We start from the raw sequence: 25,433 nt of genomic DNA, 5'->3' as shown, positions 1-25,433 counted from the left end.
AAGACCTTTTAGTCTAACACTCTGATTCTATTGATTCGGTCCCTTCAAAATCGGCTCAATCGGCGAAGACGGGTTAGCGCCACCGAAACGCCTGCCGTCATGTTGGACAGGAGTGGCAACGTATTCCGGTCCAATGCTTCGGCGGAAAGGCTTCTGGGGCGAGGCCTGCAGATCACGCGCCGGCGTTTGGTTTCCTTTGACCGAACCGCGACCGATGCTCTCGACCGATCGCTGAAAGCGCTGCTGTGTTCGCCGGACACGGCCGCATCGATGCCACCCGTGCCCCTGCCCAGACTCCAAGGGCGGCCGCTCCTTGCCTATCCGTTGCGACTGCCGAAAGTCTCCCACAACGCGCTGGCGCCGTGCCAGGCAATCGTCATCCTCATTGATCCTGACGCGAGACCTGCTCCTCCTGAAGCCGTGCTGCAGTCCTGCTTCAGGCTGACAGCGTCCGAAGCAAGGCTGGCGAGAAAGATTTGCTCGGGACACGGCGTTGAAGCGGCAGCCGACGAACTTGGCGTTTCCTATGAGACCGGGCGCAACCAGCTGAAATCGGGATTCGCGAAGACGCAGACGCATCGGCAGTCGGAGCTGGTCGCGCTTCTCACAAGGCTCTCGAACGGCCGATAGTTCGCGCATGAGTAACGGCCTTCACGCGAGCGAACCCGCCGCGCAGGCCACACCATCACATACGCCGGCCGGTTTTCGCGTCGAACAGGTGGGCGCAGGCGCGATCGACTTCGATCCGTATCGGCGCGCCCTGCTTGAGCGGCAGCCGCTCGCGGAACAGGCAGGCAATTTCCTCGCCGGCGCAGTCGACCTTGGCGAAGATTTCCGAACCCGTGGCTTCCAGAAGCGTGACCGTGCCCGGCATGCCCTGGGCAGTTGCGCGGATGTGCTCGGGACGGATGCCGTAGACAAGTTCGCGTCCTGCAGCGTCGGTCGGACGGGCGCCTTCCGGCAGCGGCAGGATCAGCCCGCCGGCGCTGCGGAACACGCCTTCCTCGATGCGGCCGGCAATAAAATTCATGGCGGGCGAGCCGATAAAGCCGGCAACGAAGAGATTGGCCGGCTGGTCGTAGAGGTCGAGCGGCGCGCCGATCTGCTCGACCAGGCCGTCATGCAGCACGACGATCTTGTCGGCCATCGTCATGGCTTCGATCTGGTCATGCGTGACGTAGATGGTTGTGGTGCCGAGCCGCTGGTGCAGCGCCTTGATCTCGCCGCGCATCTGGACGCGCAGCTTGGCGTCGAGATTGGAGAGCGGCTCGTCGAACAGGAAAACCTGCGGGTCGCGCACGATGGCGCGGCCCATGGCAACGCGCTGGCGCTGGCCGCCGGAGAGCTGACGCGGGTAGCGCTCAAGCAGTTTTTCCAGGCCGAGGATGCTGGCGGCATTCCTGACGCGGCCAGCGGCATCGGCCGGATCGGCTTTCTTGATCTTGAGGGCAAAGCCCATATTGTCGGCCACGGTCATATGCGGATAGAGCGCGTAATTCTGGAACACCATGGCGATGTTGCGGTCCCGCGCCCGCAGATTGTTGACCATACGCTCACCGATGGTGATCTTGCCGCCCGAGATCGTTTCAAGGCCGGCGATCATGCGCAGCAGCGTCGACTTTCCGCATCCCGACGGGCCGACCAGGATGACGAATTCGCCGTCGGCGATATCGACACTGACGTCGTGAATGATCTTGGTGGCTCCGAAAGCCTTCTGCACGTTGTTGATGGTTACCGATGCCATTGGATTTCTCCGGGAGAAGAGTGATGTCGAGCTGGAATGCGTCTTCAGCCGCCCTTGACCGCGCCGGCGGTCAGTCCTGCGACGATCTGCTTTTGCGCGAACATGGTCAGCACCAGCACCGGCAGCGTCACCACCAGTGCGGCGGCGGCGAGCGGCCCCCAGCTCACCTGCTCATAGGAAAGCATGTTGTAGACGGCGACCGGCAATGTGCGCGTCTCGCGGCTGGCGAGCACCACGCCGAAGACGAAATTGTTCCACGAAAAGATGACCGACAGGATGAAGGCGACAACGATGCCCGGCTTGGCGATGGGCAGCGCGACCAGCCGGAACACCTGCCAGGAGCTGGCGCCGTCGATGTTGGCCGCCTCTTCCAGTTCCATCGGCGTGGTCTCGAAGTAGCCGATCATCACCCAGACCACGATCGGCACCGTCACCACCAGATGGATGATGATCTGCGGCCAGAGCGTTCCGAGGATCCCGATCCATTGGAACAGCAGAAACAGCGGGATGAGATAGGACAGCCCCGGCGTCATGCGGGCGATCATGATGACGACCGCCGATCTTTCAGCCTTGAGCCGCGCTATGCCATAGCCGGCCGGTACGCCGATCAGCAGCGCCAGCAGCGTCGCCGTGCCGGTCACCAGAACCGAATTCCAGAGATAGAGCAGGAAATTGTTCTCCTCGAACACTTTTACATAGTTCGACCAGGCGAAGCGTTCGGGGATCAGGATCGGCGGATAGGCGCCGTTGTCGATCTCGAATTTCAGCGACAGCGAGATCATCCAGAGGAAGAAAAGAATCGCCGGCGAGACGATAACCAGGGCCGCGAAAAACAGGCCGATCTGGTTGAGCAGACGTGAGCTCATCTATTTGCCCTCCGCGTCGTTCCACTGCGAGCGCTGGCGCAGCATCAGGAGAATGAAGGACAGCGCCACGATGACGATGAAGAACACCACGGCCATGGCCGAGCCATAGCCGATGTCGTAATAGGAGAAGGCGGTGTTGTAGAGATAGATATTGATGGTTTCGGACGCCGTGCCCGGCCCGCCCTGGGTCATCGCATAGATGATGTCAAAACTCTTCAGCGCATCGATGGTGCGGATGATCAACGCAATCATCAGGAACGGCGCGATCATCGGCAAAGTGAGGTAGCGGAATTGCTGCCAGGCATTGGCGCCGTCGATCTCGGCGCTCTCGAACGGCTCGCGCGGCACGGAGGCCAGCCCGCCCAGCACGATCAGCATCACCAGCGGCGTCCACTGCCAGGTCTCGACCGCGACCAGCGAAGGGATGACCGTGTTGGCGTTGAATATCCATTCCTGCGCCGGGATGCCGACCAGCGACAGAAGGTAGTTGAGCACACCGAGCTGGGGATGGAACATCATCGTCCAGACCAGCGCCACGGCAACCGGCGTTGCCATCATCGGCATGACGAAGACGCCGCGCAGCACGCCGCGCAGCGGAAACCTGGCGTCGAAGATCAGGGCGGCGACAGTGCCCAGGAACATCGGCGCTGCCACCGACAGTGAGGTGTAGGTCAACGTATGAACAAGCGATTCCCAGAATCGCGGGTCGCTGGCCAGACGGAGATAGTTTTCCATCCCGGCAAAGCTCCGCGACTGGCCGAGCGTCCAGCGGTTGACGCTCATCCAGAGCGTGAAAGCCCAGGGAAAGACGATCACGGCGCTAACGACGACGAGCGCCGGAACGACGAAGGGCCAGTAGTTGGGAGCTAGCCGGACCGACTGGCTCTCCTCGATGGCTTGCGTCGTCACCTCGGTGCGACCTGTCGTCACCCCGGTGCGTTCTGGGGCGATGGCGGACATCAGCCCTGCTCGCTCCTGTCGAGAACCGGCTGGAACTGCGCGGTGGCCTTCTTCAGTTCTTCGGCAGGATCGGCGCCGGCAATCATGTTGGTCAACGCCACGCCGTAGATGTCGCGGAACTCGGTGACCGGGATGATCACCGGCAGCGCCAGCCTGCTGATATTGCCGGACTGAACCACCGCATCGAGCCAGCTTGCAGGCATGGTGACGCCTTCGCGCACCTTGGGATCTTCCAGCACCGACTTGCGGAACGGCACGCCGGCGCCGGCCTGGAGCAGGCGTGCGCCCATCGCCGGGGAAACCGCCCACTGACAGAACAGATAGGCGGCCTCCTTCTTTTCACTGGAGGCGGTCACGCCGAGGCCGTCGCCAAACGTCCCGGAGGCATGCGCCTTGGGCCCCTTGGGCATGACGCCGTAGCCGACCTTGCCGACCACGCGCGACTTTTCGGGATTTTCCATCGGCGGGGCAAAACCGACGCCATCGAACCACATGCCGATCTTGCCTTGCAGGAAGGCGGACTGCGCTTCCGCCCAATTGAAGCCGGTGACGCCCGGAGGGGCGGACTTGGTCATCAGCCTCTGGTAGAGGGCAGCGGCCTCGATCGCCTCGGGCGTTTCGGTGCGCAGCTTTCCCTTGTCGTCGAGCGCCGTCATGTCGTAGCCGAGCATCAGCGACGTCCACACCGGCGTGTTGGCATTCTTCAGGCCGCGGGCGACGAAACCAAACGTATTGGTCGATGGATCGGTCAGCGCTTCGGCGGCGGCCACCAGCTGGTCGAACGATTCCGGGTATTTGAGGCCCTTGGCCTCGAACAGCTCCTTGTTCCAGTAGACGATCCAGTAGTCCACCGAGAACGGCAGCGAACGCAGCACGCCCTGGTTGTCCTTGGCGAAAAGCATGCCGGCCTCGGCGAAATCGCTTTCGACCAGGCCGGGATCGGTCAGGGTCGGATCGGCGAGATAGCCGGCAATGTCGGCCAGCCAGCCACCCTTTTCGAACTGGCGCTTCTGCACGTGATAGCTCAAATGCACGACATCGAAGCTCGGTCTGCCGGAACTGAGCTCGATCACTGTCTTCTGCCGCTGCTGCTGTTCCGGCGTCGCCTCGGCATTGACCTTGATGCCGGTCAGTTCCTCGAATTCGGCGATGTATTTCAGGATGGTGTCGCTGCGCGGGCTTTTCACCAGATTGACGTCGAGCGTGGTGCCGGAAAAGCGCTTCCAGTCGACGCTGGCGGAAAAGCTCGGGCGAAGGCCGGCCAGGCCCGCGGCGGCGAGCGCCGTGGTTCCTGCAAGGACTTGCCTTCTCGTTGGCTTGAACGGATTGGACGACATTTCTTCCTCCCTTGGGTTGCTGTCGTTGTGAATAGCGTCGCGGCTGCCGCGAACCATACGTCCTCAGATCTGGAGCGCCAACCGGCGCGCATTGTCGATATGCCGGCTGATCGCCTCGACCGCCTTTTGCGGATCGCGGCTCTCGAGCGCTTCGATCACCGTCAGGTGCTCCTGCATCACCGGCACGACGCGCCCATCAATGCGGAAACGCTCCTGGTGGATCAGCCTGATTTTTACCGAATTGACCAGATACGCCTTGGCGATGATCTCGTTGCCCAGCGCATCGATGAAGGTGTCGTGCATGGCCCAGTCGATGTTCTGGGCCCTGGCTTCCATTTCCGGCGTCGGCGTCTGCGACAAGGCTTGAGCCAGCATGTCCTCATGTTCGCGCCGCAGGCCGGCGATTACGGCGTCGGAGGCGTTGACGGTGAACAGCGCCACCGCCTCGCGCTCCATGAACAGGCGAAACTGGAAGGCCTCGCGGATCAGGTTGATGTCGATATGGGCGATCTGCATGCCGCGCTGCGGGATGGTCGTCAAAAGCCCTTCGGCCTCGAGACGCGGCACGATCTCGCGGATGGCGCCAAGCGGCAGCCCGGTAAAGGCAACCAGTTCGCGCTGCGACACGAACTGTCCCGGCCGCAGATCGCGGGCCAGCAAATGCCGCGTGAAGCTGGCATAAGCTCTTTCCCTGAGGGTTGCCGGTTCGCTGCTGTCGTCCATTTCAGCGCGCTTCCCTTTGCCGGTCAGGCCGGCTCTGTTGCAAACAGCGTGTCATAGGCGGCGGCAAGCTGTTGCCGCCCCTGCAAAGCGATCGGCTCCAGCGGCGGACGGACCGCCAGCCAGCGCTCGTCGCCGGTTTTGCGCGCCACCATGACCTTCACCGCCGGGATAACCGGAAATTTGAGCAATTCGAGCACGAAGCTCTCGACACGGGCATCATCGCGGCCGTCCTCGGCCATGGCGCGGATTTCGCCGCTGACGAAATTGGCCATGCCGGAAATGGCGCCCTGCCCGCCCTGGCGCACGCTTCTGGCCAGGTGCCGCTCGTCGCCGATCAGGATCACCATGTCGCCATGGGCCCTCAGCAGCGCCTCGCTGTAACTCCAGTCGCCACCCGAATCCTTGACACCGGCGACCACGCCGGGGAAGGCCGCACACAGCCGGCCGATCAGGGCAAGCGGCAGCGGCACCATGGTGACAGAGGGGATGTTGTAGAGGAGGATGCCGCGAGCCAGCGGGCCGAGCGCAGCGAAAACGGCAGAAAACCATCCGAACAGCCCGTCCTCGCCGACATTCTTGAAGTAGCTCGGCGGAGCCAGCAGGACGTTGCGGACGCCGCACTGCAAGGCATGTCGCGCCTGTTCGGCGGCGTCTTCGGCCGCATCGACCAGAACGCCGGCGACGAGCTGATGGGCCGGAATGCCGGAGGCCAGCATGGCCTCGGTAACAATCCGCCGCTCTGCCGTGCCTATGGAAGCGCCTTCCCCGGTGGTGCCGAACAGCGTGGCGCTGCTGCAGCCGGCGCCAAGACAAGCCCGGGCCTGCGCGATCATGGGAAGTATGGCGATTTGCCCGGACGCATCGAAAGGCGTGGCGAGGGCAACCGAAAGACCAAAACGCGAGACCACTATTCTCTCCAGATGTCGATGTGCAAGCAGTACTAGCACACTAACATGTTAGTTGTAAATTGCGGCGGCGCCCTTTTCGAAACGACGTCGACATCGCACGCATTTAAGAGGCGGATTTGGGCGAATGCCGACTTTCCGGCAGCGCGATCCCTATTGTCCCGTCGCGTCCGCGTAGCTATCGAGAACCCGGGTGACGCTGCCGATCAGAAGCTCGTGCGCGAGGGGCTTGACCCGGCCTGCCGCAATTTCGGCGTCGAGGTATCCGAGATGCTGGCTGATCAGAGGCCGGGGAATATCCTTGTCGGCCAACACGTCCAGCAGCGTCCGTGTTGCGCGCTGCGCCTCCGGCGTCGGCCAGTAATAGCGGATGCGGTCGCTCAACGAGAAATGCCGCTGCACGCGCTGCTCGTCCGGCGTGCCCGGATAGTATTGCTGCCAATTGTCGGGCGACGCCAGCATGATGCGTTCCATCGCGGCAGGCAGGCTCTCGCGCGAAAAGTCCGGCGCCAGGATATCGGCGATATGGCTGAGCCCATACAGCGCTTGGCGAAGCGCGAAGGTCAGCCAGGGGCCGACCTTGAGGATGGCAAAACCATCGCGAACCAGAGCATTGAGCGCCTCAGTCGGCTGGTAGTCGGTCGAATGCGCCTCAAAAACAAATTGCGGCATACGGTCGAGCACAGCCACCAGTTCAGTCGCCTTGGCCGGTGCATAGGGCACGATCTCGGTGTTGCCGAATTCGACGCCGGGTTGGACGACGACGCCGACCGCCCGGCCAAAAGCGGCTTCGAGGCCGGCGCGGGAAAACGCTCGCGCGTGGATCTCTATGGTGCGCAAGGCATCGCCGGGCGCCGTCACATGCAGGTGATCGAGCGCCTCCAGCGCCCCGCCCGGCACCGGCACTTCGGTGCCGATGACGTAGACCGGTTTTTCGCCGCCTGCCCGCTCGACCGCCGCCTCGGCGATTTCCGCAAGTTCGGCCGCGCGCGCGGCGATCGTTTCATCGGCAAGCACGGCTGGATCGTCGGCGCAGGCCATGCTCGTATCCAGATGCATCTTGGTGAAGCCGGCGCTCGCATAGGCATCGATCATCGCCGCAGCCTTCTGCATCGCGGCGGCGGCAGCCATGTGCTTCCACGGATTCGGCCCGAGATGATCGCCGCCGAGCATCAGGCGTTCAACGGGGAAGCCGACTTTGTGCGCATGCGCCTCGACAAAGCTGCGGAAGCCCGCAGGCGTCATCCCGGTGTAGCCGCCCTCGTGGTTGACCTGGTTGCAGGTGGCCTCGATCAGGGCATCCGCGCGCCGTGACACGCCGTGGCGCAGGGCGGCCTCGATGACCAGCGGATGCGCCGAGCAGACCGAGGCGATGCCGCTTTTCTCGCCTGCGGCGCGCCTGGCCGCAATGTTCGCAAACCTTCGCGTCGCGTCACTCACGGCGTGTTCCCCGTGGCAATGAAGGCCTCGACCGTTTTAAGCGCGAAAATGCCCTCCATCGGCCCCTTGCGGGTGACGGCGAGCGCACCGCAGGCATTGGCGATCCGCAGGGCTTCGGCAGGAGCCGCCTCGCGCAGCCAGAACGAGACGAAAGCAGCACCGAAACAATCCCCCGCGCCGGTCGGATCGACCTCGTTGACGACAAAGCCTGACGAGGCGACCGCACCGTGATGATCATGATAAACGGCGCCGGCGGCGCCCTTCTTCAGGACGATGCAGCACAGGCCGCGGCCCAACAGTTCATCGACTGCACCCTTCTCGTCCTTGGCTGATGAAAACAGGAAGAGCTCCTCGCCGCTCGGCAGGAAGATGTCGGCTTGCGCCAGCACCTGGTCGAGTGCTGCACGCATGCCGGATGCCTGCATGATCTCGCGGCGGATGTTCGGATCGAAGGACACGGTTCCACCCCGGGCCTTGACCGTCTCGATCGCCGATAGCGCCACCGCGATGGCGCGGTCGGAAAACAGCGACGAGCCCATGACATGGACATGATCGGCGCCGGCGAGCAGCTTTGTCGCCGCCGCGTCGGTCTCGATCAGGCCGGCGGCGCTGTTGCGGATGTTGAAGACGAAATGCCGGCTGGCGTCGGCCCGGTAGGTGACAAAGGCCGTGCCCGTCGCATGCCCCTTGTGAACCGCGACCGCCGACACGTCGGCGCCAAGCGTCCGCAGCCGCTCGATATTCAGCCTGCCAAAATCGTCGTCACCGACGGCGCCGATGAGGCCGGCCGGCTGGCCGAGCGCCGTCGCCTGGCCGATGAAGATGGCGGGCGCGCCGGACGGGTAGGGTCCAAGCAGCGGACCAGGCTCGAGAAAGCTCTGGCCGATCCGCTCGGCCATGATCTCGACCAGAATCTCGCCGGCACAGACCAGCTTCTTCATTCGCAGAATCCCTCCCGGCACGCCCCCTGCAAGTGAATACGGCTTGTGCTTTTTCGCGTCAATTAATAAATTTACGCATGGAAAATAAGCATTTTGCCTGTAAAGTTTCGCCTTGCATTGGAGGGCTTTGATGTCGATGACGCACAAGACGATGGAGGATTTTGCTCGCTCTTGCGGCGTCTCCAGGCCAACACTGTCGAAATTTTTCGACGATCCGACCAGCGTCAAGCCGGCGACACGTCAGCGGATCGAAGTGGCGCTGCGCGCGTCCGACTACCAGCCCAATCTCTTTGCGCGCAACCTCAACCGCAAGCGGACCCGCAGCATCGGCATTGTCGTGCCGACGCTCGCCGATCCCTTCTATTCGGAAATGGTCAGCCGCATCGAGCTCAGGCTGCGCGACGAGGGCTATTGGCCGATCGTGATCTCCTCGCACGGCTCGCGCGAGCTCGAAATGGAAGCGACGCGAACCATTCTTTCGCTAAAAGTTTCCGGCGCGCTGATCGCGCCGCTCGGCCTGCGCTCCGACCAACGGACGCTGGAGAAGCTGACACAGACCATACCGATCGTCTATTTCGACACTTATCTTGAGGGCGACACGCCATTCGTCGGCAACAACAACAGCCAAAGCGTCTCGACCATCGTCGACTATCTCTGCCGCTCCGGCGATGCCCCGGTCTATTTCGACATCCCGCACGTCAACCACAATTCGCGTGAGCGCCTGAGCAGCTACGTCGTCGCCATGCAGCGGCTTGGGCACGAGCCGGTGGTCATCGGCAACCCTTATGACTACAGCTGGGATTTCGAACGGATCGGCTTTGAGCAGATGGAATCAATGCTCGCCCGTGGCGGCCTGCCGGGCAAGACCATTCTTTGCGCCAACGACCGCCTCGCCTTCGGCGTGATGGCTGCCGCCTACGCGCAAGGCCGAAAGATCGGCCGCAAGGGCGATTGCGACCTGCGGGTCGCAGCCCATGACGACCATCCCCTGAGCCGCTACACCTGCCCTGCCCTCACCACCATGGCGCAGGACTTCGCTTCGATGGCCGGACGCAGCGTCGAGACGCTGCTGGCCTTGCTGGACGAGGACGACGCGACAGTTGCAGCCAAAGTCAAACTCGACGCGACGCTGGTCATGCGTCAGTCGGCCTGAGTCTTTCCAAAGACAGGATCGAAGCCGCGCCATGCGGCAACCGCCGCGCCGACCGCTTGCCGTGCCGCCGGGCCATGGCGGCCCATCGAAACGAAGCCGTGGATCTGGCCGGGCCAGCGCCGCAGGACGACCGGCACCCCGTCGTCTTCCAGACGCTTGGCGTAGGCCTCGCCTTCGTCGGCGAGAATGTCATGACCGGCGATTGCGACAAAAGCCGGCCCTGCGCCGGCAAGGCTTGCGGCCTTGAGCGGCGACACGCGCCAGTCATCGATATCGCCGGCATGGTTGACATAGTGGTCGCGGAACCAGGCCATGGTCGCCGAAGTCAGGCCATAACCGTCGGCAAAGCGGCGATAGCTGTCCGCCGCCTGCGAGGCGTCCGTGTTCGGATAGAACAGCAGCTGCGCCACCGGCGGCTTCTTGTCGCCGCGCGCAAGCAGGCAAAGCACGGTAGCGAGATTGCCGCCGGCGCTGTCGCCGGCGACAGCGATCCGTTTGGCGTCGATGCCGAGATCGCCCGCGCCGTCCTGCAAGAAGGAAAGTACGGCGCGGCAATCTTCGATGGCCGCCGGAAATTTGTGTTCCGGCGCCAGCCGGTAGCCGGGAGAGACGACGACGCAGGCCGCCATATTCGCAAGCCAGCGGCAGATCTCGTCATGCGACTCGAGATTGCCGATCACCCAGCCGCCGCCATGCAGATAGAGCAGCGCCGGGGCGGCGGCCCCGACCGCGCCCTGTCCGCGATAGATTCTGAGCGTCAACGGGCCGCCGGGTCCGGTGATGGTGCGCTCGGTCAATGAGCCGACCGGCTCGCGCTCGCCCTGGAGTGCCGGAAAGCCCTGCTCATAGGCGCGGCGCGCCTCTTCAGGCGTGCCGGCTTCGAATGGCGGGGCGGCCGCCTGCCGGTCAAGGTCGAGCATATGCCGGGCCTCCGGATCGAGCAAGGGTGAAAGCAATGTCGTCATCGTAAGCGCTCCGGTATCAGGCGAGCAGGCTCGCTGCTTCGTCGTCCTGGAAGAGCGGCGGCTGATCGACAGTTGCGTTGACGGCGACGGACTCGCGGCTCTCACCCGAAGCGAGGATCGCCTCCATGATCTCCAGCACATGAAGCGCAAGGTCGCCGGACGCCCGCGGCTTTCTTCCTGTTGCCAGCGCGCGCGAAAGATCGGCAACGCCGAGCATGCGGTAATTCGCCCGGTCGGGCGCGGCGAAGGGCCAATTGCGCGCGCCATAGAGTTCGCTCTCACTGTGGAAGTCGGCCCAGTCGGCCCCGCGTTCCGACAGCGAGACGGTGCCGCCGAACGTGTCCGGATCGGGCAGCCTAAGCGAGCCTTCGGTCCCGTGAAGCTCGATCGGGTGGTTGGAGTGCCTGAAGACATCCCACGAGGCACCGAAGGTGACGGTGGCACCGGAATGGAACTCCAGCAGCGACAGGATGTTGGTCGGCGTGCCGACCTTGAAGCTGGTGTTCTGGTAGGGGCCTTCGGCGGTGATCAGCCGCTCCTCCTGGCCCCGTGTCGCCATCGCCATGACGCGCTCAACCGGTCCGAGCAAATTGACCAGCATCGTCAGGTAGTAAGGCCCCATGTCGAAGACCGGACCGCCGCCGGGCTGATAGTAGAACTGCGGATTGGGATGCCAGTGCTCCATGCCGCGCCCCATCATGAAGGCGGTGCCGGTCACCGTGCGGCCGATGGCGCCGTCGTCCATCAGGCGGCGGGCGCGGCGTCCAGCGGCCCCAAGGAAGGTATCCGGAGCCGAGCCGAGCAGCAGCCCGCGCTTCGCAGCCTCGGCGACAAGGCGGCGGCCGTCGGCAGCCGAGGTCGCCAGCGGCTTTTCGGTAAAGACATGTTTGCCCGCCGAAAGTGCGGAAAGCGAAATGTCGAAATGCGCCGCCGGTATGGTCAGGTTGAGGACAAGGTCGATGTCGGGATCGGCCAGCAGCGCATCGACGCCAAGCGTGCGGATGCCATATTCCTTGGAGCGGAGCGCGGCGATGTCGGCCGAAATGTCGGCACAGGCTCGCAGCTCGACCCCGCCGAACAGAGCCGCATTGCGCAGGTAGGTCATCGAGATGTTGCCGCAGCCGATGACACCGATGCCGAGCTTCGTCTTTGATTTTCCGTGCATTTTCGATCGTACCTCCCAATGCGGCAATGTCTCGCTGAGCCATTGCGCCGGCAACGGATCACAGTCGAAAGCCCCTATACAACATTTTAAATATTGACGCGCGTAAAATTATTATAGAACATGCGAAAATGCTGGCGCAAGATCGGGAGGCTGCCAGCCTTAGGAGGAGAAAATGACAGACATGAAAAAACGGCCGACCGCCGCTACCGAGCCTGTGGGTCATGCGCGCATTGGATCTTTCCGTCGCGGTCAGGGACCGAGACGGGTTCAGGCATAGATCACCTTGGCCCCGATCCTATCAAGCTCGCTGCGTATTGGAACGGGCAGGCCATCGTCGGTGATCACCACATCGACGGCCGACAGCGAAAATGCCTTGGAGGTCCCGCTGACGCCCCATTTGCTCGAATCGGCGAGGAGGACAACGCACCGGGCCATGCGAACGAGGTTTCGCTTCGTTCGCGCCATGTCTTCGTTCACGTCGACCACATCCAGTGACGAGTCTATCGCATGCGCTCCAACAAAGACCTGATGCGCCACCAAGCCGCCGAGAGCCGTATCGGCATCGGTGATCAGCGTGCTCACCGTGTCGGGATAGACCCGGCCGCCGATCATATGAACGTCGAGCCCGGGACGATGCATAAGATGCTGCACGATATTCATGGCCGTGGCCGCGACCACGACATTGCTGAGCGGCGGTAACTGCATGGCAACCTGCATCAACGTCGAGCCGCCGTCGAAGATGACCGATTGGTTGTCCTCGAACAGGTCTCCCGCCGCCCGGGCGATGCGCTTCTTTGCGTCGAGGTTCGTTTGCATCCGCCGGGCGAACGCGGCCGTGGTCGAATCGGCGGTCCGGGTCACCGCCCCTCCACGGGTCTTGGTCAGCAGTCCCTTGCGGTCCAGTATCTCGAGGTCGGAGCGCACCGTGACTTCCGACACGCCAAACCCGTCTGACAGGTCCTTCGTGCGAACCTGTCCGCTGCGTTGCACCTCACCCAGGATCGATTGGCGTCTCTGCTCCGACAACATTGCCCTGCCCTTGCCTCCCTGCGCCAAGCAACCGCTCTGGCCTCGGCTCACCTTATCAAAAATACGCAGATTCGAAAGCTTTCGAAAGATTGTATTTCACATTTCTTTCGGAAACACTGGGTCCAGGATTTCGAAATCAAACGATTGGGGAATTTTGCACTCATGAGCCTAGGAACCAAGGTGCGTCTTGCGCGCCTCTTCTCGCATCCATCGGGGAAACTTTTTGGCGGCGCGGTCGACCACTTCGTCGGCTATGGCGACGTGCGCAAAGGCGGCCTTGCCGACCTGCCGGGTGCGCTCGCACGCGTTATGGTGGGCAAACCCGACTACGTCAGCATCCAGCCTGGCACCGCGCGCCATCTGTGGCCGCAATATGCGGGCAAAGCTTCCCTGGTGATTCAGGCGGGCTGCTTCACTCCGGACGATCGCATCAGCGAGTTGATCGCAACGCCCGAGGATGCGGTGCGCGCGGGGGCCGATGCGTTGGCCGTGGCCATTCCGGTACGCGGCGCGACCGAGGGCAAATACATACGCTGGCTGACCGATTCGGTAAATGCAGCGGCCCGCTACGGCATGCCTGTGGTGGCGCATATCTACCCTCGCGATTTCACCGACGGAGCAAAAATCGTCTTCACCCCCGACGAGATCGCCTATGCGGCGCGCATCGGCTACGAGTCCGGCGTCGACGTGATCAAGATCGGCTACACGGGCGATTTCGAGTCGTTCCGAGAGACCGTCCGGACCTGCCCGGTGCCGGTTGTGATCGCGGGCGGTCCAAAGACCGATACGCTGCTCGGCGCGCTTCAGCAGACGGCGGACGCCATCCGTGCCGGCGCACGCGGCGCTGTGGTAGGCCGCAATCTCTGGGGGCATGGCGATCCGGAGAAGGCAGCGCTTGCCTTTCGGGGCGTCATCCATGACGGCCTTTCAGCGCAAGACGCCCTGGCGAAGGCGGGTGCCTGAACGATGCCCACCGTCCCCGCGATCCTCGGCTTCGGCGCTATTGCGATCGACGACATCGTCTACGTCGATCAGCCGTTGTCGGCGGGCAAGGGGAAGGTTCTGCAAAGTGCCCGCGCTTTCGGGGGAAATGTTGCGACGGCGCTGGCCGCCGTCGTGCGACTCGGCGGAACCGCCGGGTTCGCCGGATGGCTGGGCAGTGCCGCGGACGACGCCGTGCTGCGCGATCTCGTTGCGAGCGGTGTTGAAACCGCATTCGCGCCGCGCCATCCCGACGCGCGCCCGGTGCGCTCGCGGATCACCGTCGGCTCGGATGGGGAACGGTTCATCGCGTATGACGACGATGTGATGCTGGGCACCGCTCCGGACTTTCCGGACGATATCCTCAGCCGCGCGACCGTTCTGATCGTCGATAGCTACGCGATCCGGTCGCTGGATGTCGTGGCTCGGGCTCGCGATCTCGGCCTTGCGATCCTCGGCGATATCGAATGGAGCAGCGGCCCAGCCACGGAGCGGCTGATCGCGCTCTGCGACCATCTCATTCTTCCGCTCGGCTTTGCGCGGACTGCCACGGGGTGCCGATCGCCCTCCGAGATGCTCGATGCATTGTGGTTGCCGTCGCGGTCTGCCGTGGTTCTGACCGATGGTGGCAGAGGCGTGTACTATCGCGGGCGTGAAGAGACAGGTCTCTGGCACCTGCCCCCGCACCGGGTCGTGGTCGTCGACTCGACCGGCGCGGGTGACTGCTTTCATGGCGCCTACGCCCATGCGTTGACGCGTGGAGCCGACACCGCAGGCCGGGTGGCATTCGCGGCCGCGGCGGCTGCCCTTTCGATAACGGGGCGTGGCGGGCGCGAGGCGCTTCCGACCGACGACCAGGTCACGGAACTCCTGGCATCGACGAACGCGCCGTCAGCAGTCGAACTCAAAAATTCTCATGCCGATACTGTAACATAGGCTGAAACTATCTGAGGAAATATTTCGCAGGCCAACATAAGTCGAGGATAATTAATAAGAATCAGTGACTTATACTTGTGGAGGGAGGAAGATGGCAGAAGTCATTCTTGAGAATATCTGCAAAACCTACGGGAACAATTTTCGCGCAATCGACCAATTGAACCTATCGGTCGAGGACGGCGAGTTCCTGATTCTCGTCGGGCCATCCGGCTGCGGCAAATCCACCGCGTTGCGAATGATCGCGGGATTGGAGGACATCACCAGCGGCAGCCTTCGGATCGGCGGAGTCGACGTCGTCGACATGCCGCCCAAGGACCGCGACATCGCGATGGTCTTCCAGAGCTACGCGCTCTACCCGCATATGACCGTGTCCGAAAACATCGCCTTTTCGATGCGGCTGGCAGGCAAGCCGAAGGCCGAGCGCAAGAAGCGCGTGGACGAGATCGCCAAAACCCTTCAGCTGACGTCTTTGCTGGACAGCAAACCCGCGAACCTTTCAGGCGGACAGCGTCAACGGGTTGCCATGGGCCGAGCCATGGTGCGCGAGCCGGCCGCCTTTCTCATGGACGAACCCCTTTCCAACCTGGATGCGAAACTGCGTGTTCAAATGCGCGCCGAAATCACCAGCCTGCAAAAGCAGCTCGGCGTAACGACCATATACGTGACCCACGACCAAATCGAAGCGATGACGATGGGGGACAGGGTCGCGGTGTTGAAAGGCGGCGTGCTGCAGCAGGTCGACACACCCAAGAGGCTCTATGAATCGCCGGTGAACGCCTTCGTTGCCGGCTTCATCGGCTCTCCTTCGATGAACCTTTTCGAGGCGACCCTGAGGGGCGAGGAACTGATGTCCGGCAGCTTCGCCATCCGGCTGCAGGATGCAGCCTTCGTGCGCAGGCCGGGCTTGCGGTCGTATGCGGGGCGCAAGATCGTGTTCGGGATCCGACCGGAGGATCTTTATGACAGCAGCCTCGAATCCGGTCGCAAGTATCAGACGATACCCGCAAAGGTGACTTCGATCGAAGAACTCGGCTCTGAACATATCGTCCACCTGAACATCGACGCGGTCCGGGTGGACTCCGGCGACCCGGACGCGGTGGACGATTTTGGCCTGGCATCGAACGCGGTGGCGAGATTCGAGCCGGTCAGCGCCGTCCACTCCGGCTCGGAAATCCGGTTGGCCGTGGATGATGCCAAGTTCCATTTCTTCGATCCCGAGACGCATCTGGCGATCTGAGGCAGACCGCAGGCGAGAGCGAGGCGCCTGCGAAAGATACTCGCAAGAAGGCTTCTGAATAAAGCAGACGATCGTCCGCATTGTGCGGTCGATCTTAAAGAAGGAGGAGAAAATGATGTTTCGGATACAACCCGCGATGCTGAAAATAGCCGCGGCCGCATGGTTACTTGGCGCAACCGGCGCCATGGCGGACACGACGCTGGAATTCACCCAATGGTGGGAGCCCGAATTGCCGGCCGGTTCGCTCAGGGCAATCATGAATGACTTCGAGGCTGCAAACCCCGGAATCAAGGTGACGCTGGTCAGCGGCCCCTATGCGACCACGCGAGACCAGATCTCGGTTGGTGCTGCAACTGGAACGCTTAGCGACGTCGTCGGTCTCGACGGCGCCTGGGTGAACAATCTGAACGCGCAGAATGCGCTGGCCGACATGAACCCGATGATGGATGCGAGCGGGTTCGACAAGACCCAGGTCGCGGATATCATCAAGGTGGACGGCAAGGCGGTGATGTTTCCCGTGGCTTCGTTCGTCTATCCGGTCTTCGTCAACATGGACCTCGCCGCCCAGGCCGGCGTGACCAAGCTGCCGTCGACCCGCGCGGAGTTTCTCGAAGCCGCCAAGAAGATGACCCATGCCGACAAGAACCAGTATGGCTGGGTGCTTCCCTTGTCGCTGCAAACGCCGTCCGGTGTCCAGAACGACCTGATGTCGTGGGTCTGGGCCTCGGGTCAATCGATGATGGCTGACGGCAAGCCGGCTCTCGAGGGCAAGCCGGTCGTCGATATGCTCACCTTCGTCAAATCGCTGAACGACGCCGGCGTCATCTCGCCCGGCATTGCCACCAAGACCGAACAGGAAAAGGTCGAGGAATTCGTCAACGACCGGGTCGGGATGATGATCGACTCGCTCGCGCATGTGAACCTCATCCGCGAACGCAATCCCAAGCTGAACTTCGACCTCATCCCGGTCCCGGTCGTGGAGAACTACAAGGGCAAGCGCGGCCTTCCCTACGCCTCTTGGGGCATCGGCATCTCTGCGGCCTCGAAACATCAGGAGGAAGCCTGGAAGCTCGTCCAATATCTGATGAGTGAAAAGGTGAACGCCAAGCTCGTGTCGCTTGCAAACGCCTTCCCGGGCAACGTCAACGCCAAGCCCGATTTCGTGACCTCGGACAAGGCTTTCGCCAAGGCTTTCGAAATCTACAAGACCGGCTATCTCGCCAACGAGTTCACCGGTCTGCCGGTGGCTGAAGACTTGATGACCAAGTTCGACGTGGAAGCCCAGAAGATGCTCGCCGGCGAGCAGTCTCCGGAACAAGCCGCAGCAAACGCTCAAAAGGGCTGGATGGCGAAATTCTGAACGGCCTGTTCCCCGTTTGCTATCTTCCACCGGGTGGCCTGACTTCGGGCAGGCCACCCGTCAACAACGGATCGGCAATTGAGATGGACCTGTTTCCGAAGCGCACCTTCCTCTTGAAGGCGTATCCCAAGGGTGGCACATGACTCGGCAGAAGCGCTCCCACCATAGACTGAAACGAGCGGTCGCACCCTATCTCTATCTGTCACCCTCGCTCCTCATAATCGGCCTCCTGATGCTGCTGCCGATGGTGACGGTGATTGGCTATTCGTTCCAGAACAGCGCGGTGCTGCGTCGCGACCCGACCTTTGCCGGACTGAAACACTACCAGGCGATCTTTGCCGATCCGGTGTTCTGGGCTTCGCTGTGGCACACGCTCTACTTCACATGCATGAGTGTCGTCTTCCACATGACCATCGGCATGGTCTTTGCACTCATGCTGAACAGCGACCGCATCAATCCGACGCTGCGCAATATTCTGCGCGTGCTCTACATACTGCCATGGCTGTTCACCGCGGTGATTATCGCCGTGATCTGGCGCCTCCTGCTCGAGCCGAACGGTGTCGTGAACAGCGTTCTCATGCAGATGGGCATCATCGGTTCCAAGGTCGAGTGGTTTTCCTCGCCCGCGACCGCGCTGCACGCCGTCACCTTCGCCAATATCTGGGCGGGCTACCCGCTTTTCATGGTCAGCCTGCTCGCAGGCTTGCAGGGCATTCCCAGGGATTTCTACGAGGCCGCCGATATCGACGGGGCGAAGGCCTACCAGAAGCTGATCTTCATCACCATCCCGCAGCTGATGCCGATCATCATCAGCATCTCGCTGCTCGACTTCATCTGGACCATGCAGGTCTTTCCATTGATCTGGATAACGACGGGCGGCGGTCCGATCTACTCGACCGAGGTCCTCAGCACCTACACGTATAAGCTGGCGTTTTCGAGTTACAACCTGTCGCAGGCGTCGGCGAGCGCCGTGGTCATCCTGCTGATCTCGCTCGGCCTGACGCTGCTCTACATCCGCTATCAAAAGGCTCGGTAGTCACCATGAGGAAAAGGCACACACCGAAAGACAGGCTGATCACCGTCGCGCTCCATGTCGCGCTTGCCGCAGGGCTCTTTTTCGCGGCCTTCCCGATCTACTGGATGCTGAGCAGCTCGTTCAAGTCGAATACCGAAATCTTTGCCCTGCCACCAACCGTCCTGCCGAAGGCCTTCACGCTGGAAGCGTATGCGGCCATCCTTGGCGACCCGGTAAAGCTGCGCTTCTTCTTCAACAGCTACTTCGTGGCCGGAGCGGTGACCGTGCTGACGGTGCTGATCGCCTTGCTGGCCGCCTACGGGTTCAGCCGTTTCAATTTCCGCGGCAAGGGCAGCCTCAACACACTCATCATCAGCACGCAGACGATCCCGCCGATCACGCTTTTGATCCCCTTCTTCGGGCTTGTCGTCTCGTATGGCATCTTCGACACCTACGTCGCACTGATCCTGACTTACCTAGTGTTTACGCTGCCCTACGCGATCCTGCTGATGACGGGATATCTGAACACCTTGCCCCGCGATCTCGATGAAGCGGTGGCTGTCGACGGCGGCACCAGCTGGACCGCACTCTGGCGGGTGATCGTCCCGATTTCACTGCCTGGTATCGTGGCGACGTCGGTCTACACTTTCCTGTTGTGCTGGAACGAATTTCTCTTTGCGCTGACGCTGACGAAGTCAACGTCCATGCGCACCGTCCCCATCGGCATCCAGCTGTTGATGGGGCAGCACGCCTTCGAATGGAACCAGATGATGGCGATGAGCGTGCTCGGCTCGCTACCGCTCTTGATCATCTACCTCGTTGCCCAGAGGTTCTTCCTCGCCGGCATGACCGCGGGCTCGGTCAAGTAGGATGTCCCTCCCACGGAGAACAGATGGAGTAGGCCGCGCATCGAAATCGATGGATTGGACCTTCTCTGCTGGCAGGCGATATCGCTGCGGCCTCGGCCGTTGTCACCGTACCCTTGATCGTGCCGGTGCTGTTCTTCCAGCGCCATATCATCGAAGGCCTGACCCAAGGTGGCATTAAAGAATGAGCGGCATCAAGGAATGAAAGGATGAACGTGAAAGACCTGAAAGTCGGTTGCCAGACCTTTACCTGGGAAATGCTTGGAGACCGGTTCACCGGCGGCCCCGACGATCTTCTGAAGGCGATCGCCGACGGCGGCTATGCCGGCATCGAGATCACCGACACGATGATCGGCCGCTATGCCGGCAGACCGGCGGAGTTCGCGACCGCGCTGAAGGCGTCCGGGCTGACGCTCGTTTCCTTCGCCTTCGGCTCGAAGAGCGGTTTTACGCTGAAGGACGAGATCGGCGCCGACCTCGAAACCGCGCAGCGCTGGATCGATTTCGCCGCTGCATTCCCCGGCGCCATCGTCTCCATGGGTTCGGCCACCGTCGTGTCCGACGGCCCGCGCGACGACAAGTTTGCCATCGCTGCGGAGTTCTACAACAAGGCCGGCGAACTCGGGCGCAAGGCCGGCGTCGACATTGCTGTCCATCCCAGTTCCCACCACAACACGCTGCTCTTCGACCGTGCCGACTATGACCGGATTTTCGCACTGATCGATCCCTCGCTTGTCGGCTGGGTGCCCGACACCGGCCACATATTGCGCGGCCATCAAGACATGATCGACACGCTCACCGCCTACCGCGACCGCATCCGCTACGTGCATCTGAAAGATGTCGACGCCAGCGGCACCTGGGCTGTGCTCGGCAAGGGCGTCTGCGACACCCAAGCGGTGATCGATATCGCCAGCGCCGCACCTCGTTTCAACGGCTGGCTGGTGCTGGAAGAAGAATCCGAAATCGCCGCCGCCGATCCGGCCGCCGCGGTCAAGACCAACCGCCAGACGATGCGCGACTACGGCGCGTGAGGAAGAGACCATGATCCGGAAGCAAGACCGTCGCCTTCGTGTCGGCGTGCTCGGCTGCGGGCCGATCGCCCAATTCGCCCATCTCGAATCCTGCGTGAAGGCCGGGAATGCCGATCTCTATGCGATCTGCGATGCCGCCCCCGATCTTCTGGCACGCATGGGCGCGACCTATGAACCCGAAAATATGTTTGCCGATTACGATGAGATGCTCGCCGACCCGCAACTGGAGGCGGTGATCGTGGCGACCTCCGACGCCTATCACGTGCCGATGTCGATCAAGGCGCTCGAGGCCGGCAAGCACGTGCTGTGTGAAAAGCCGATCGGCGTCTCGGTCGAGGAAGGCGAGATGCTCGCCGATGCGGTCCGGCGCTCCGGCAAGGTGCTGCAGGTCGGCCATATGAAGCGTTTCGACCCGGCGCTGGAAGCGGCGCGCGATTTCGTCCGCGACGAGATCGGCGAGATCCTGGCGCTGAAAGCCTGGTATTGCGATTCCACTCACCGCTACACCAACACCGACGCGGTCCAAGCGCTGCCGGTCACCAGCAAGCTGGCGCGCAAGCCGGGCGGCAATCCGAAGGCCGATCTCAAGCAGTATTTCATGCTCGCGCACGGCTCGCACCTCGTCGACACCGCGCGCTTCCTGTGCGGCGAGGTCGTTGCCGTGCGCGCCCGCCTCAACCAACGTTTCGGCGCCTATTGCTGGTTCGTCGAAACCGAGTTCGCCAATGGCGCGCTCGGCCATCTCGACCTCACCGTGGCTGTCCGCATGGACTGGCACGAGGGTTTTCAGCTCTATGGCGAAAACGGCTCGGTAATCGCGAAGACCTTCAACCCCTGGTATTTCCGGGCGAGTGAGGTCGATATCTTTCACGAGAAGGATGCAACGTCGCGAAGGCCGCTTGGCGCCGACGGGCATTTCTTCAGGCGCCAGCTCGAAGGCCTCGCCGAGACAGTCCTTGACGGCAAGCCGATGCGCGGCGCCAATGTCGAGGACGGCCTTGCCTCGATCCGTGCCATGGTGGCGATTGCCCGTTCGGTCGAAACCGGTGATCGCGTCGAGATCGCTTCCGTCACGGGAGCGGTCTGATGCAGATCGGGGTGTTCGCCAAGACCTTCCCGGGCAGCGAGCCGGCTGGCGTGCTGGCAGCGGTCCGCGACGCGGGATTTGCCGTCACCCAGTTCAACCTTGGCTGCGCCGGGCTGCCGTCGATGCCGGATGCCGTGCAAAAAGACGCCATTGATGCCATCGCGGCCGCGTCGAAGGCTTGCGGTGTCGCCCTGGCAGCGCTCTCGGGCACCTACAACATGGCCCATCCCGACAGAGCTGTGCGCGACGACGGCCTGCGTCGGCTTGGCGTAGTCATCAAGACCGCGGCAGAGCTTTCCGTCCCGCTGGTCACCTTGTGCACGGGAACGCGCAACGCCGACGATCAGTGGGCATATCATCCCGACAATAGCGAGCCCTCGGCATGGGACGACATGGCGAGCGAGATGGAAAAGGCGCTTCAACTCGCGGAGCGTCACGGCGTTGATCTCGGCATCGAACCCGAACAGGCCAACATCGTCACCTCGGCGTCGGACGCGATGCGCCTCGTCGCCGAGATGGGCTCGAAACGGCTGCGCATCGTGCTCGATCCGGCGAACCTGTTCGAGCAGGCGAGCCCCGACGAAGCACGCGCCATCGTGGCCGCTGCGGTCGAAACCACGGCGGGCCACGTCGCCATGGCCCACGCCAAGGACCGTTTCGCTGACGGCCGCTTCACCACCGCCGGTCGGGGTGTTGTCGACTTTGCGGATTTCGTCGCCAGGCTGAAAGCATCGGGCTTTGACGGGCCGCTGGTCACGCATGGCCTCTCGGCCGAAGAGGCACCCAGCGTTGCCGGCTTCCTCAAAGGGCTGGTGTGATGGCGCGCCTGGCCACGCTGCTTCGCGATGACGCCACGCTGCAAGTCTGCGACCGTGGCGACGGGCTTGCGGTCGTCTTTCAGCACGGGCTGGGCGGTGGCGAGGCGCAGGTCGCCCAGGCTTTCCCTTCCGGGCCCGAGTTGCGGCGCATCACGCTGGAATGCCGCGGGCACGGCGCCTCCGGACTGGGCAGCCGCCGGCCGTTCTCCCTGGGCATGTTCGCGCACGATGTTGTTGCCGCCGCCGATCAGGCCGGCCTCGACCGTTTCGTCGCCGGCGGCATTTCCATGGGCGCCGCGATCGCCATGCGCCTGGCCTGCCGTCATCCGGACCGCGTCGCGGGTCTTCTCCTGGTGCGGCCGGCCTGGATTTTCGACAGCGCGCCGGTGAACCTGCGGCCGATCGCCGAGGTTGCCAGGCTTATCCTCGATCACGGCCCCGACGATGCCAGGGCGATCTTCGCGCAATCGGAAACCGCCGCGCGCCTGCAGCGTGAAGCACTCGACAACCTTGCCTCGCTGTTCGGCTATTTCGACCGGCCCGACGCCGCGCCATTCGCGCAGGTCCTCGCCGACATTGCCGCCGACGGCCCGGGCGTTTCGGCGAGTGACGCCGCGGTGCTTGGCATTCCCACGCTGGTCATCGGCAATGCCATGGATGCGGTGCATCCGCTCTCGGCGGCCCATACGCTCACCGCAGCCATTCCCGGCGCGACCTTTGCCGAAATCCATCCCAAGGCGCTCGACAGCGTCAGGCATTTCGCCGAGCTGCAGGCCGAGATCACGACCTTCCTTCAGACCTGTTCGAACTCCCGGAGTCTTGTTCCGTCATGACCACCAAATCCCTGTCCGGCCCCGCTGCCATCGCCGCCCTGCCGCGCAACCGGCTGCTCGGCGAGTTTTCGCTGTGGTCGGCCGACCTTGCCAATATGGAGCGCGACCTGAAGCGCATAGAACCTCATGTCGACCTCCACCACATCGATGTCGCGGACGCCCGCTTCACTCCCGGCTTCCTGTTCTTTCCGGACCTGGTAGCGCGGATCGCCAGGCTGACGGCAAGGCCTATCCATGTCCACCTGATGGTCGAAGCCGAGATCGTCGAGGAGCAGACGCGACAGTTCATCGAGGCCGGCGCCGATCTGGTCAGTGTCCACGCCGAAAACGGCGAAGCCGGCCTGCGCGCCGTCCGGCTGGCGCATGCGCTCGGTGCCGAGGCCGGCGTGGTGCTCAGGCTGGAAACGCCGGTGGCCGCGGTCACGCCTTTCCTGTCGCAAGTGGCGTTTGTGACGCTTCTCGGCACATCCATCGGCGTCAAGGGCCAGAGCCTTTCCGAGCAGGCCTGCCCACGTTTGATCGACGCGCGCGCACTGATGAGAAAAGCCGGTCGCGAAACCGACGTCATCCTGGCTGCCGACGGCGGCATCCGGCACGAGACGGTGCCCCGCCTGCGCGCCGTTGGCGCCGAGACGGTGGTGCTCGGATCGCTGGCGTTCGGCGACCCCGACCTTGCGCAGCGCATGGCCTGGCTGCATGGGCTGAAGGTCGCCGCCTGATGACAAGACTGGCCCTCGCTTTCGATCTCGGCGGAACGGAGCTGCGCGGTGCGCTGGTCGAGAGCGGCGGCCGCGTCGTCGCGCAGGTTTCGGCGCCGACGATGGCGATCGCGGGATCGGATGCGGTGATCGGCCAGATCATCGCACTGGCCGGGGATCTTCTGGCACAGCGCCCACAAGCGGATGTCGTCGGCATCGGCATCGGCGCGCCGGGACCGCTCGATCCCAAGGCCGGGATCGTGATTGCCCCACCGACGCTGGCCGGCTGGCACGACGTGCCGTTGATCGACATTCTCGGCAAGCATTTCGGCCTGCCGGTGCGTCTGGAAAACGACGCCAACGCGGCCGCGCTAGGCGAATGGCGCTTCGGCGCCGGCCAGGGTACCGGATCCCTGGTGTTCGTCACCGTGTCGACCGGCATTGGCGGCGGCGTCGTTGCCGACGGCCACATCTATCACGGCCGGCGCGGGCTGGCGGCCGAGATCGGCCACATGACCATCACCGGCGAGGGCGACCGCTGTTTTTGCGGCGCCGTCGGCTGTTTCGAGGCGGTCGCCTCCGGAACCGCACTCGGGCGGCGTGCCACGGCGCTGACAGCACCGGGCGACGGCTCCCTGCTCAGGCGCCTTTCGGCCAACGGCGCCGTTTCGGCCAGGCACGTCGTCGAGGCCGCACGTGCCGGCGATATCAGCGCGCTCTCATTGATCGAGGCGGAGGCGAAATGGCTCGGCATCGGCTTCACCAACCTGCTTCACCTCTATTCGCCGGATCTGATCGTCATGGGCGGCGGCCTCGCCAATGGCTTCGACCTGTTGGTTCCGACCATCCGGGCGACCGTCGAGCAGCGGGCGATGCCGGCCTACCAGGATGTGCCAATCGTGCCGGCACAGCTTGGCGACCGCGCAGGACTGGTCGGCGCGGCCAGCCTGATTCTGTGGGAAGGCGAACCGGGCGCGCCATTGGCGATGGCACAGGACAGGGATAGCAAAGACGGCCCGACCGAACGTGCCGCCGGCAGGGAGGCAAGCCATCGCTGAGCCAAACTACGCGGCGCCGGTCACCGATGGCCCAGCACTGGCGTCTCTGCAATCGGCGTGAGCGGTGGGCTCGTAGTTTGAAACCGGACAACCACGAGGCCGGCATCAAGCCTGCTTCGACATCCCTGCAGTTGTCGATTTCTGTTGCACCGCAGCACATCAAAAACCACTGCACACCATTTTAAATCTTGACGCGTGTTAAATTTTTCTAAAACATGCGGAAATGCTGGCAGGCATCGGTCAGCGCTCTCGGAGGAGACATGCCTGACACGAAAAGTGGCCCGA

Annotated in this window: 24 protein-coding genes; 13 read left to right on the top strand and 11 right to left on the bottom strand. The window is 63.1% G+C overall.

Annotated elements, in window-relative coordinates; genetic code table 11:
• Positions 1–685 precede the first annotated feature (685 nt).
• The 8 genes from AC0L16_RS24325 to AC0L16_RS24290 form a co-directional block, all read right to left on the bottom strand.
• Positions 686–1,744, bottom strand: coding sequence for an ABC transporter ATP-binding protein (locus AC0L16_RS24325; RefSeq protein WP_473623752.1), 1,059 nt, complete (start codon positions 1,742–1,744; stop codon positions 686–688).
• Between the two features lie 44 nt (positions 1,745–1,788).
• Positions 1,789–2,610, bottom strand: a complete 822-nt coding sequence (locus tag AC0L16_RS24320; RefSeq protein ID WP_077373101.1) for a carbohydrate ABC transporter permease — start codon at positions 2,608–2,610, stop codon at positions 1,789–1,791.
• A complete protein-coding gene (locus tag AC0L16_RS24315; protein WP_473623750.1) occupies positions 2,611–3,570 on the bottom strand; it encodes a carbohydrate ABC transporter permease in 960 nt (319 codons plus the stop codon).
• Entirely contained in the window at positions 3,570–4,907 is a 1,338-nt protein-coding gene (locus AC0L16_RS24310; protein ID WP_473623749.1) for an ABC transporter substrate-binding protein, read from the bottom strand. Before AC0L16_RS24310 ends, AC0L16_RS24315 begins: the two co-directional genes overlap by 1 nt.
• Positions 4,908–4,970: 63 nt before the next feature.
• On the bottom strand, positions 4,971–5,630 hold the full coding sequence (locus tag AC0L16_RS24305) for a GntR family transcriptional regulator (protein ID WP_473623748.1): 660 nt from the start codon (positions 5,628–5,630) through the stop codon (positions 4,971–4,973).
• A gap of 23 nt (positions 5,631–5,653) precedes the next feature.
• Positions 5,654–6,538 (bottom strand): dihydrodipicolinate synthase family protein, encoded by an 885-nt coding sequence (locus tag AC0L16_RS24300; protein WP_473623746.1) that lies wholly within the window; start codon positions 6,536–6,538, stop codon positions 5,654–5,656.
• Between the two features lie 150 nt (positions 6,539–6,688).
• Positions 6,689–7,975, bottom strand: coding sequence for a D-tagatose-bisphosphate aldolase, class II, non-catalytic subunit (locus tag AC0L16_RS24295; RefSeq protein ID WP_473623745.1), 1,287 nt, complete (start codon positions 7,973–7,975; stop codon positions 6,689–6,691).
• Positions 7,972–8,916, bottom strand: a complete 945-nt coding sequence (locus tag AC0L16_RS24290; RefSeq protein WP_473623743.1) for a sugar kinase — start codon at positions 8,914–8,916, stop codon at positions 7,972–7,974. The genes AC0L16_RS24295 and AC0L16_RS24290 overlap by 4 nt, the downstream gene beginning before the upstream one ends.
• 130 nt (positions 8,917–9,046) lie before the next feature.
• Between AC0L16_RS24290 and AC0L16_RS24285 the strand changes: the two genes are divergently transcribed.
• Positions 9,047–10,069, top strand: coding sequence for a LacI family DNA-binding transcriptional regulator (locus tag AC0L16_RS24285; protein WP_473623742.1), 1,023 nt, complete (start codon positions 9,047–9,049; stop codon positions 10,067–10,069).
• Here the strand turns inward: AC0L16_RS24285 and AC0L16_RS24280 are convergent.
• From AC0L16_RS24280 to AC0L16_RS24270, 3 genes are all read right to left on the bottom strand, one after another.
• Positions 10,057–11,034 (bottom strand): alpha/beta hydrolase, encoded by a 978-nt coding sequence (locus AC0L16_RS24280; RefSeq protein ID WP_473623740.1) that lies wholly within the window; start codon positions 11,032–11,034, stop codon positions 10,057–10,059. The two genes, AC0L16_RS24285 and AC0L16_RS24280, sit on opposite strands and share 13 nt — an antisense overlap.
• 16 nt (positions 11,035–11,050) lie before the next feature.
• Positions 11,051–12,199, bottom strand: coding sequence for a Gfo/Idh/MocA family protein (locus AC0L16_RS24275; RefSeq protein ID WP_473623739.1), 1,149 nt, complete (start codon positions 12,197–12,199; stop codon positions 11,051–11,053).
• 267 nt (positions 12,200–12,466) lie between these two features.
• Complete coding sequence (locus AC0L16_RS24270) at positions 12,467–13,228, bottom strand: DeoR/GlpR family DNA-binding transcription regulator (protein ID WP_473623737.1); 762 nt, start codon at positions 13,226–13,228, stop codon at positions 12,467–12,469.
• Between the two features lie 162 nt (positions 13,229–13,390).
• Here AC0L16_RS24270 and AC0L16_RS24265 point away from each other — a divergent pair, with 162 nt between their 5' ends.
• From AC0L16_RS24265 to AC0L16_RS24210, 12 genes are all read left to right on the top strand, one after another.
• On the top strand, positions 13,391–14,191 hold the full coding sequence (locus AC0L16_RS24265) for a beta/alpha barrel domain-containing protein (RefSeq protein ID WP_023797149.1): 801 nt from the start codon (positions 13,391–13,393) through the stop codon (positions 14,189–14,191).
• Positions 14,192–14,194: 3 nt separating this feature from the next.
• Positions 14,195–15,145: a PfkB family carbohydrate kinase gene (locus AC0L16_RS24260; protein ID WP_473623736.1), complete on the top strand. Its 951-nt coding sequence runs from the start codon at positions 14,195–14,197 to the stop codon at positions 15,143–15,145.
• Between the two features lie 91 nt (positions 15,146–15,236).
• Positions 15,237–16,382, top strand: coding sequence for an ABC transporter ATP-binding protein (locus AC0L16_RS24255; protein ID WP_473623734.1), 1,146 nt, complete (start codon positions 15,237–15,239; stop codon positions 16,380–16,382).
• A 112-nt stretch (positions 16,383–16,494) separates the two neighbouring features.
• Positions 16,495–17,742 (top strand): ABC transporter substrate-binding protein, encoded by a 1,248-nt coding sequence (locus tag AC0L16_RS24250; RefSeq protein ID WP_473623733.1) that lies wholly within the window; start codon positions 16,495–16,497, stop codon positions 17,740–17,742.
• Between the two features lie 139 nt (positions 17,743–17,881).
• Entirely contained in the window at positions 17,882–18,778 is an 897-nt protein-coding gene (locus tag AC0L16_RS24245) for a carbohydrate ABC transporter permease (protein WP_077373140.1), read from the top strand.
• Positions 18,779–18,783: 5 nt separating this feature from the next.
• Entirely contained in the window at positions 18,784–19,626 is an 843-nt protein-coding gene (locus AC0L16_RS24240) for a carbohydrate ABC transporter permease (protein ID WP_077373143.1), read from the top strand.
• A 206-nt stretch (positions 19,627–19,832) separates the two neighbouring features.
• Entirely contained in the window at positions 19,833–20,654 is an 822-nt protein-coding gene (locus AC0L16_RS24235; protein WP_473623731.1) for a sugar phosphate isomerase/epimerase family protein, read from the top strand.
• A 10-nt stretch (positions 20,655–20,664) separates the two neighbouring features.
• Complete coding sequence (locus AC0L16_RS24230) at positions 20,665–21,741, top strand: Gfo/Idh/MocA family protein (protein ID WP_473623730.1); 1,077 nt, start codon at positions 20,665–20,667, stop codon at positions 21,739–21,741.
• Positions 21,741–22,559, top strand: coding sequence for a sugar phosphate isomerase/epimerase family protein (locus AC0L16_RS24225; protein ID WP_473623728.1), 819 nt, complete (start codon positions 21,741–21,743; stop codon positions 22,557–22,559). The genes AC0L16_RS24230 and AC0L16_RS24225 overlap by 1 nt, the downstream gene beginning before the upstream one ends.
• Positions 22,559–23,392 (top strand): alpha/beta fold hydrolase, encoded by an 834-nt coding sequence (locus AC0L16_RS24220; RefSeq protein WP_473623727.1) that lies wholly within the window; start codon positions 22,559–22,561, stop codon positions 23,390–23,392. Before AC0L16_RS24225 ends, AC0L16_RS24220 begins: the two co-directional genes overlap by 1 nt.
• Positions 23,389–24,111, top strand: a complete 723-nt coding sequence (locus tag AC0L16_RS24215) for a ribulose-phosphate 3-epimerase (RefSeq protein WP_473623726.1) — start codon at positions 23,389–23,391, stop codon at positions 24,109–24,111. Before AC0L16_RS24220 ends, AC0L16_RS24215 begins: the two co-directional genes overlap by 4 nt.
• The gene (locus AC0L16_RS24210; protein ID WP_473623724.1) at positions 24,111–25,148 is read left to right on the top strand and encodes an ROK family protein; all 1,038 of its coding nucleotides are present in this window, start codon (positions 24,111–24,113) and stop codon (positions 25,146–25,148) included. Before AC0L16_RS24215 ends, AC0L16_RS24210 begins: the two co-directional genes overlap by 1 nt.
• Positions 25,149–25,433: the final 285 nt, after the last annotated feature.

The organism is Mesorhizobium sp. WSM4848 (genome assembly GCF_055811375.1).
This window is presented reverse-complemented; position numbering and strand designations above follow the sequence as displayed.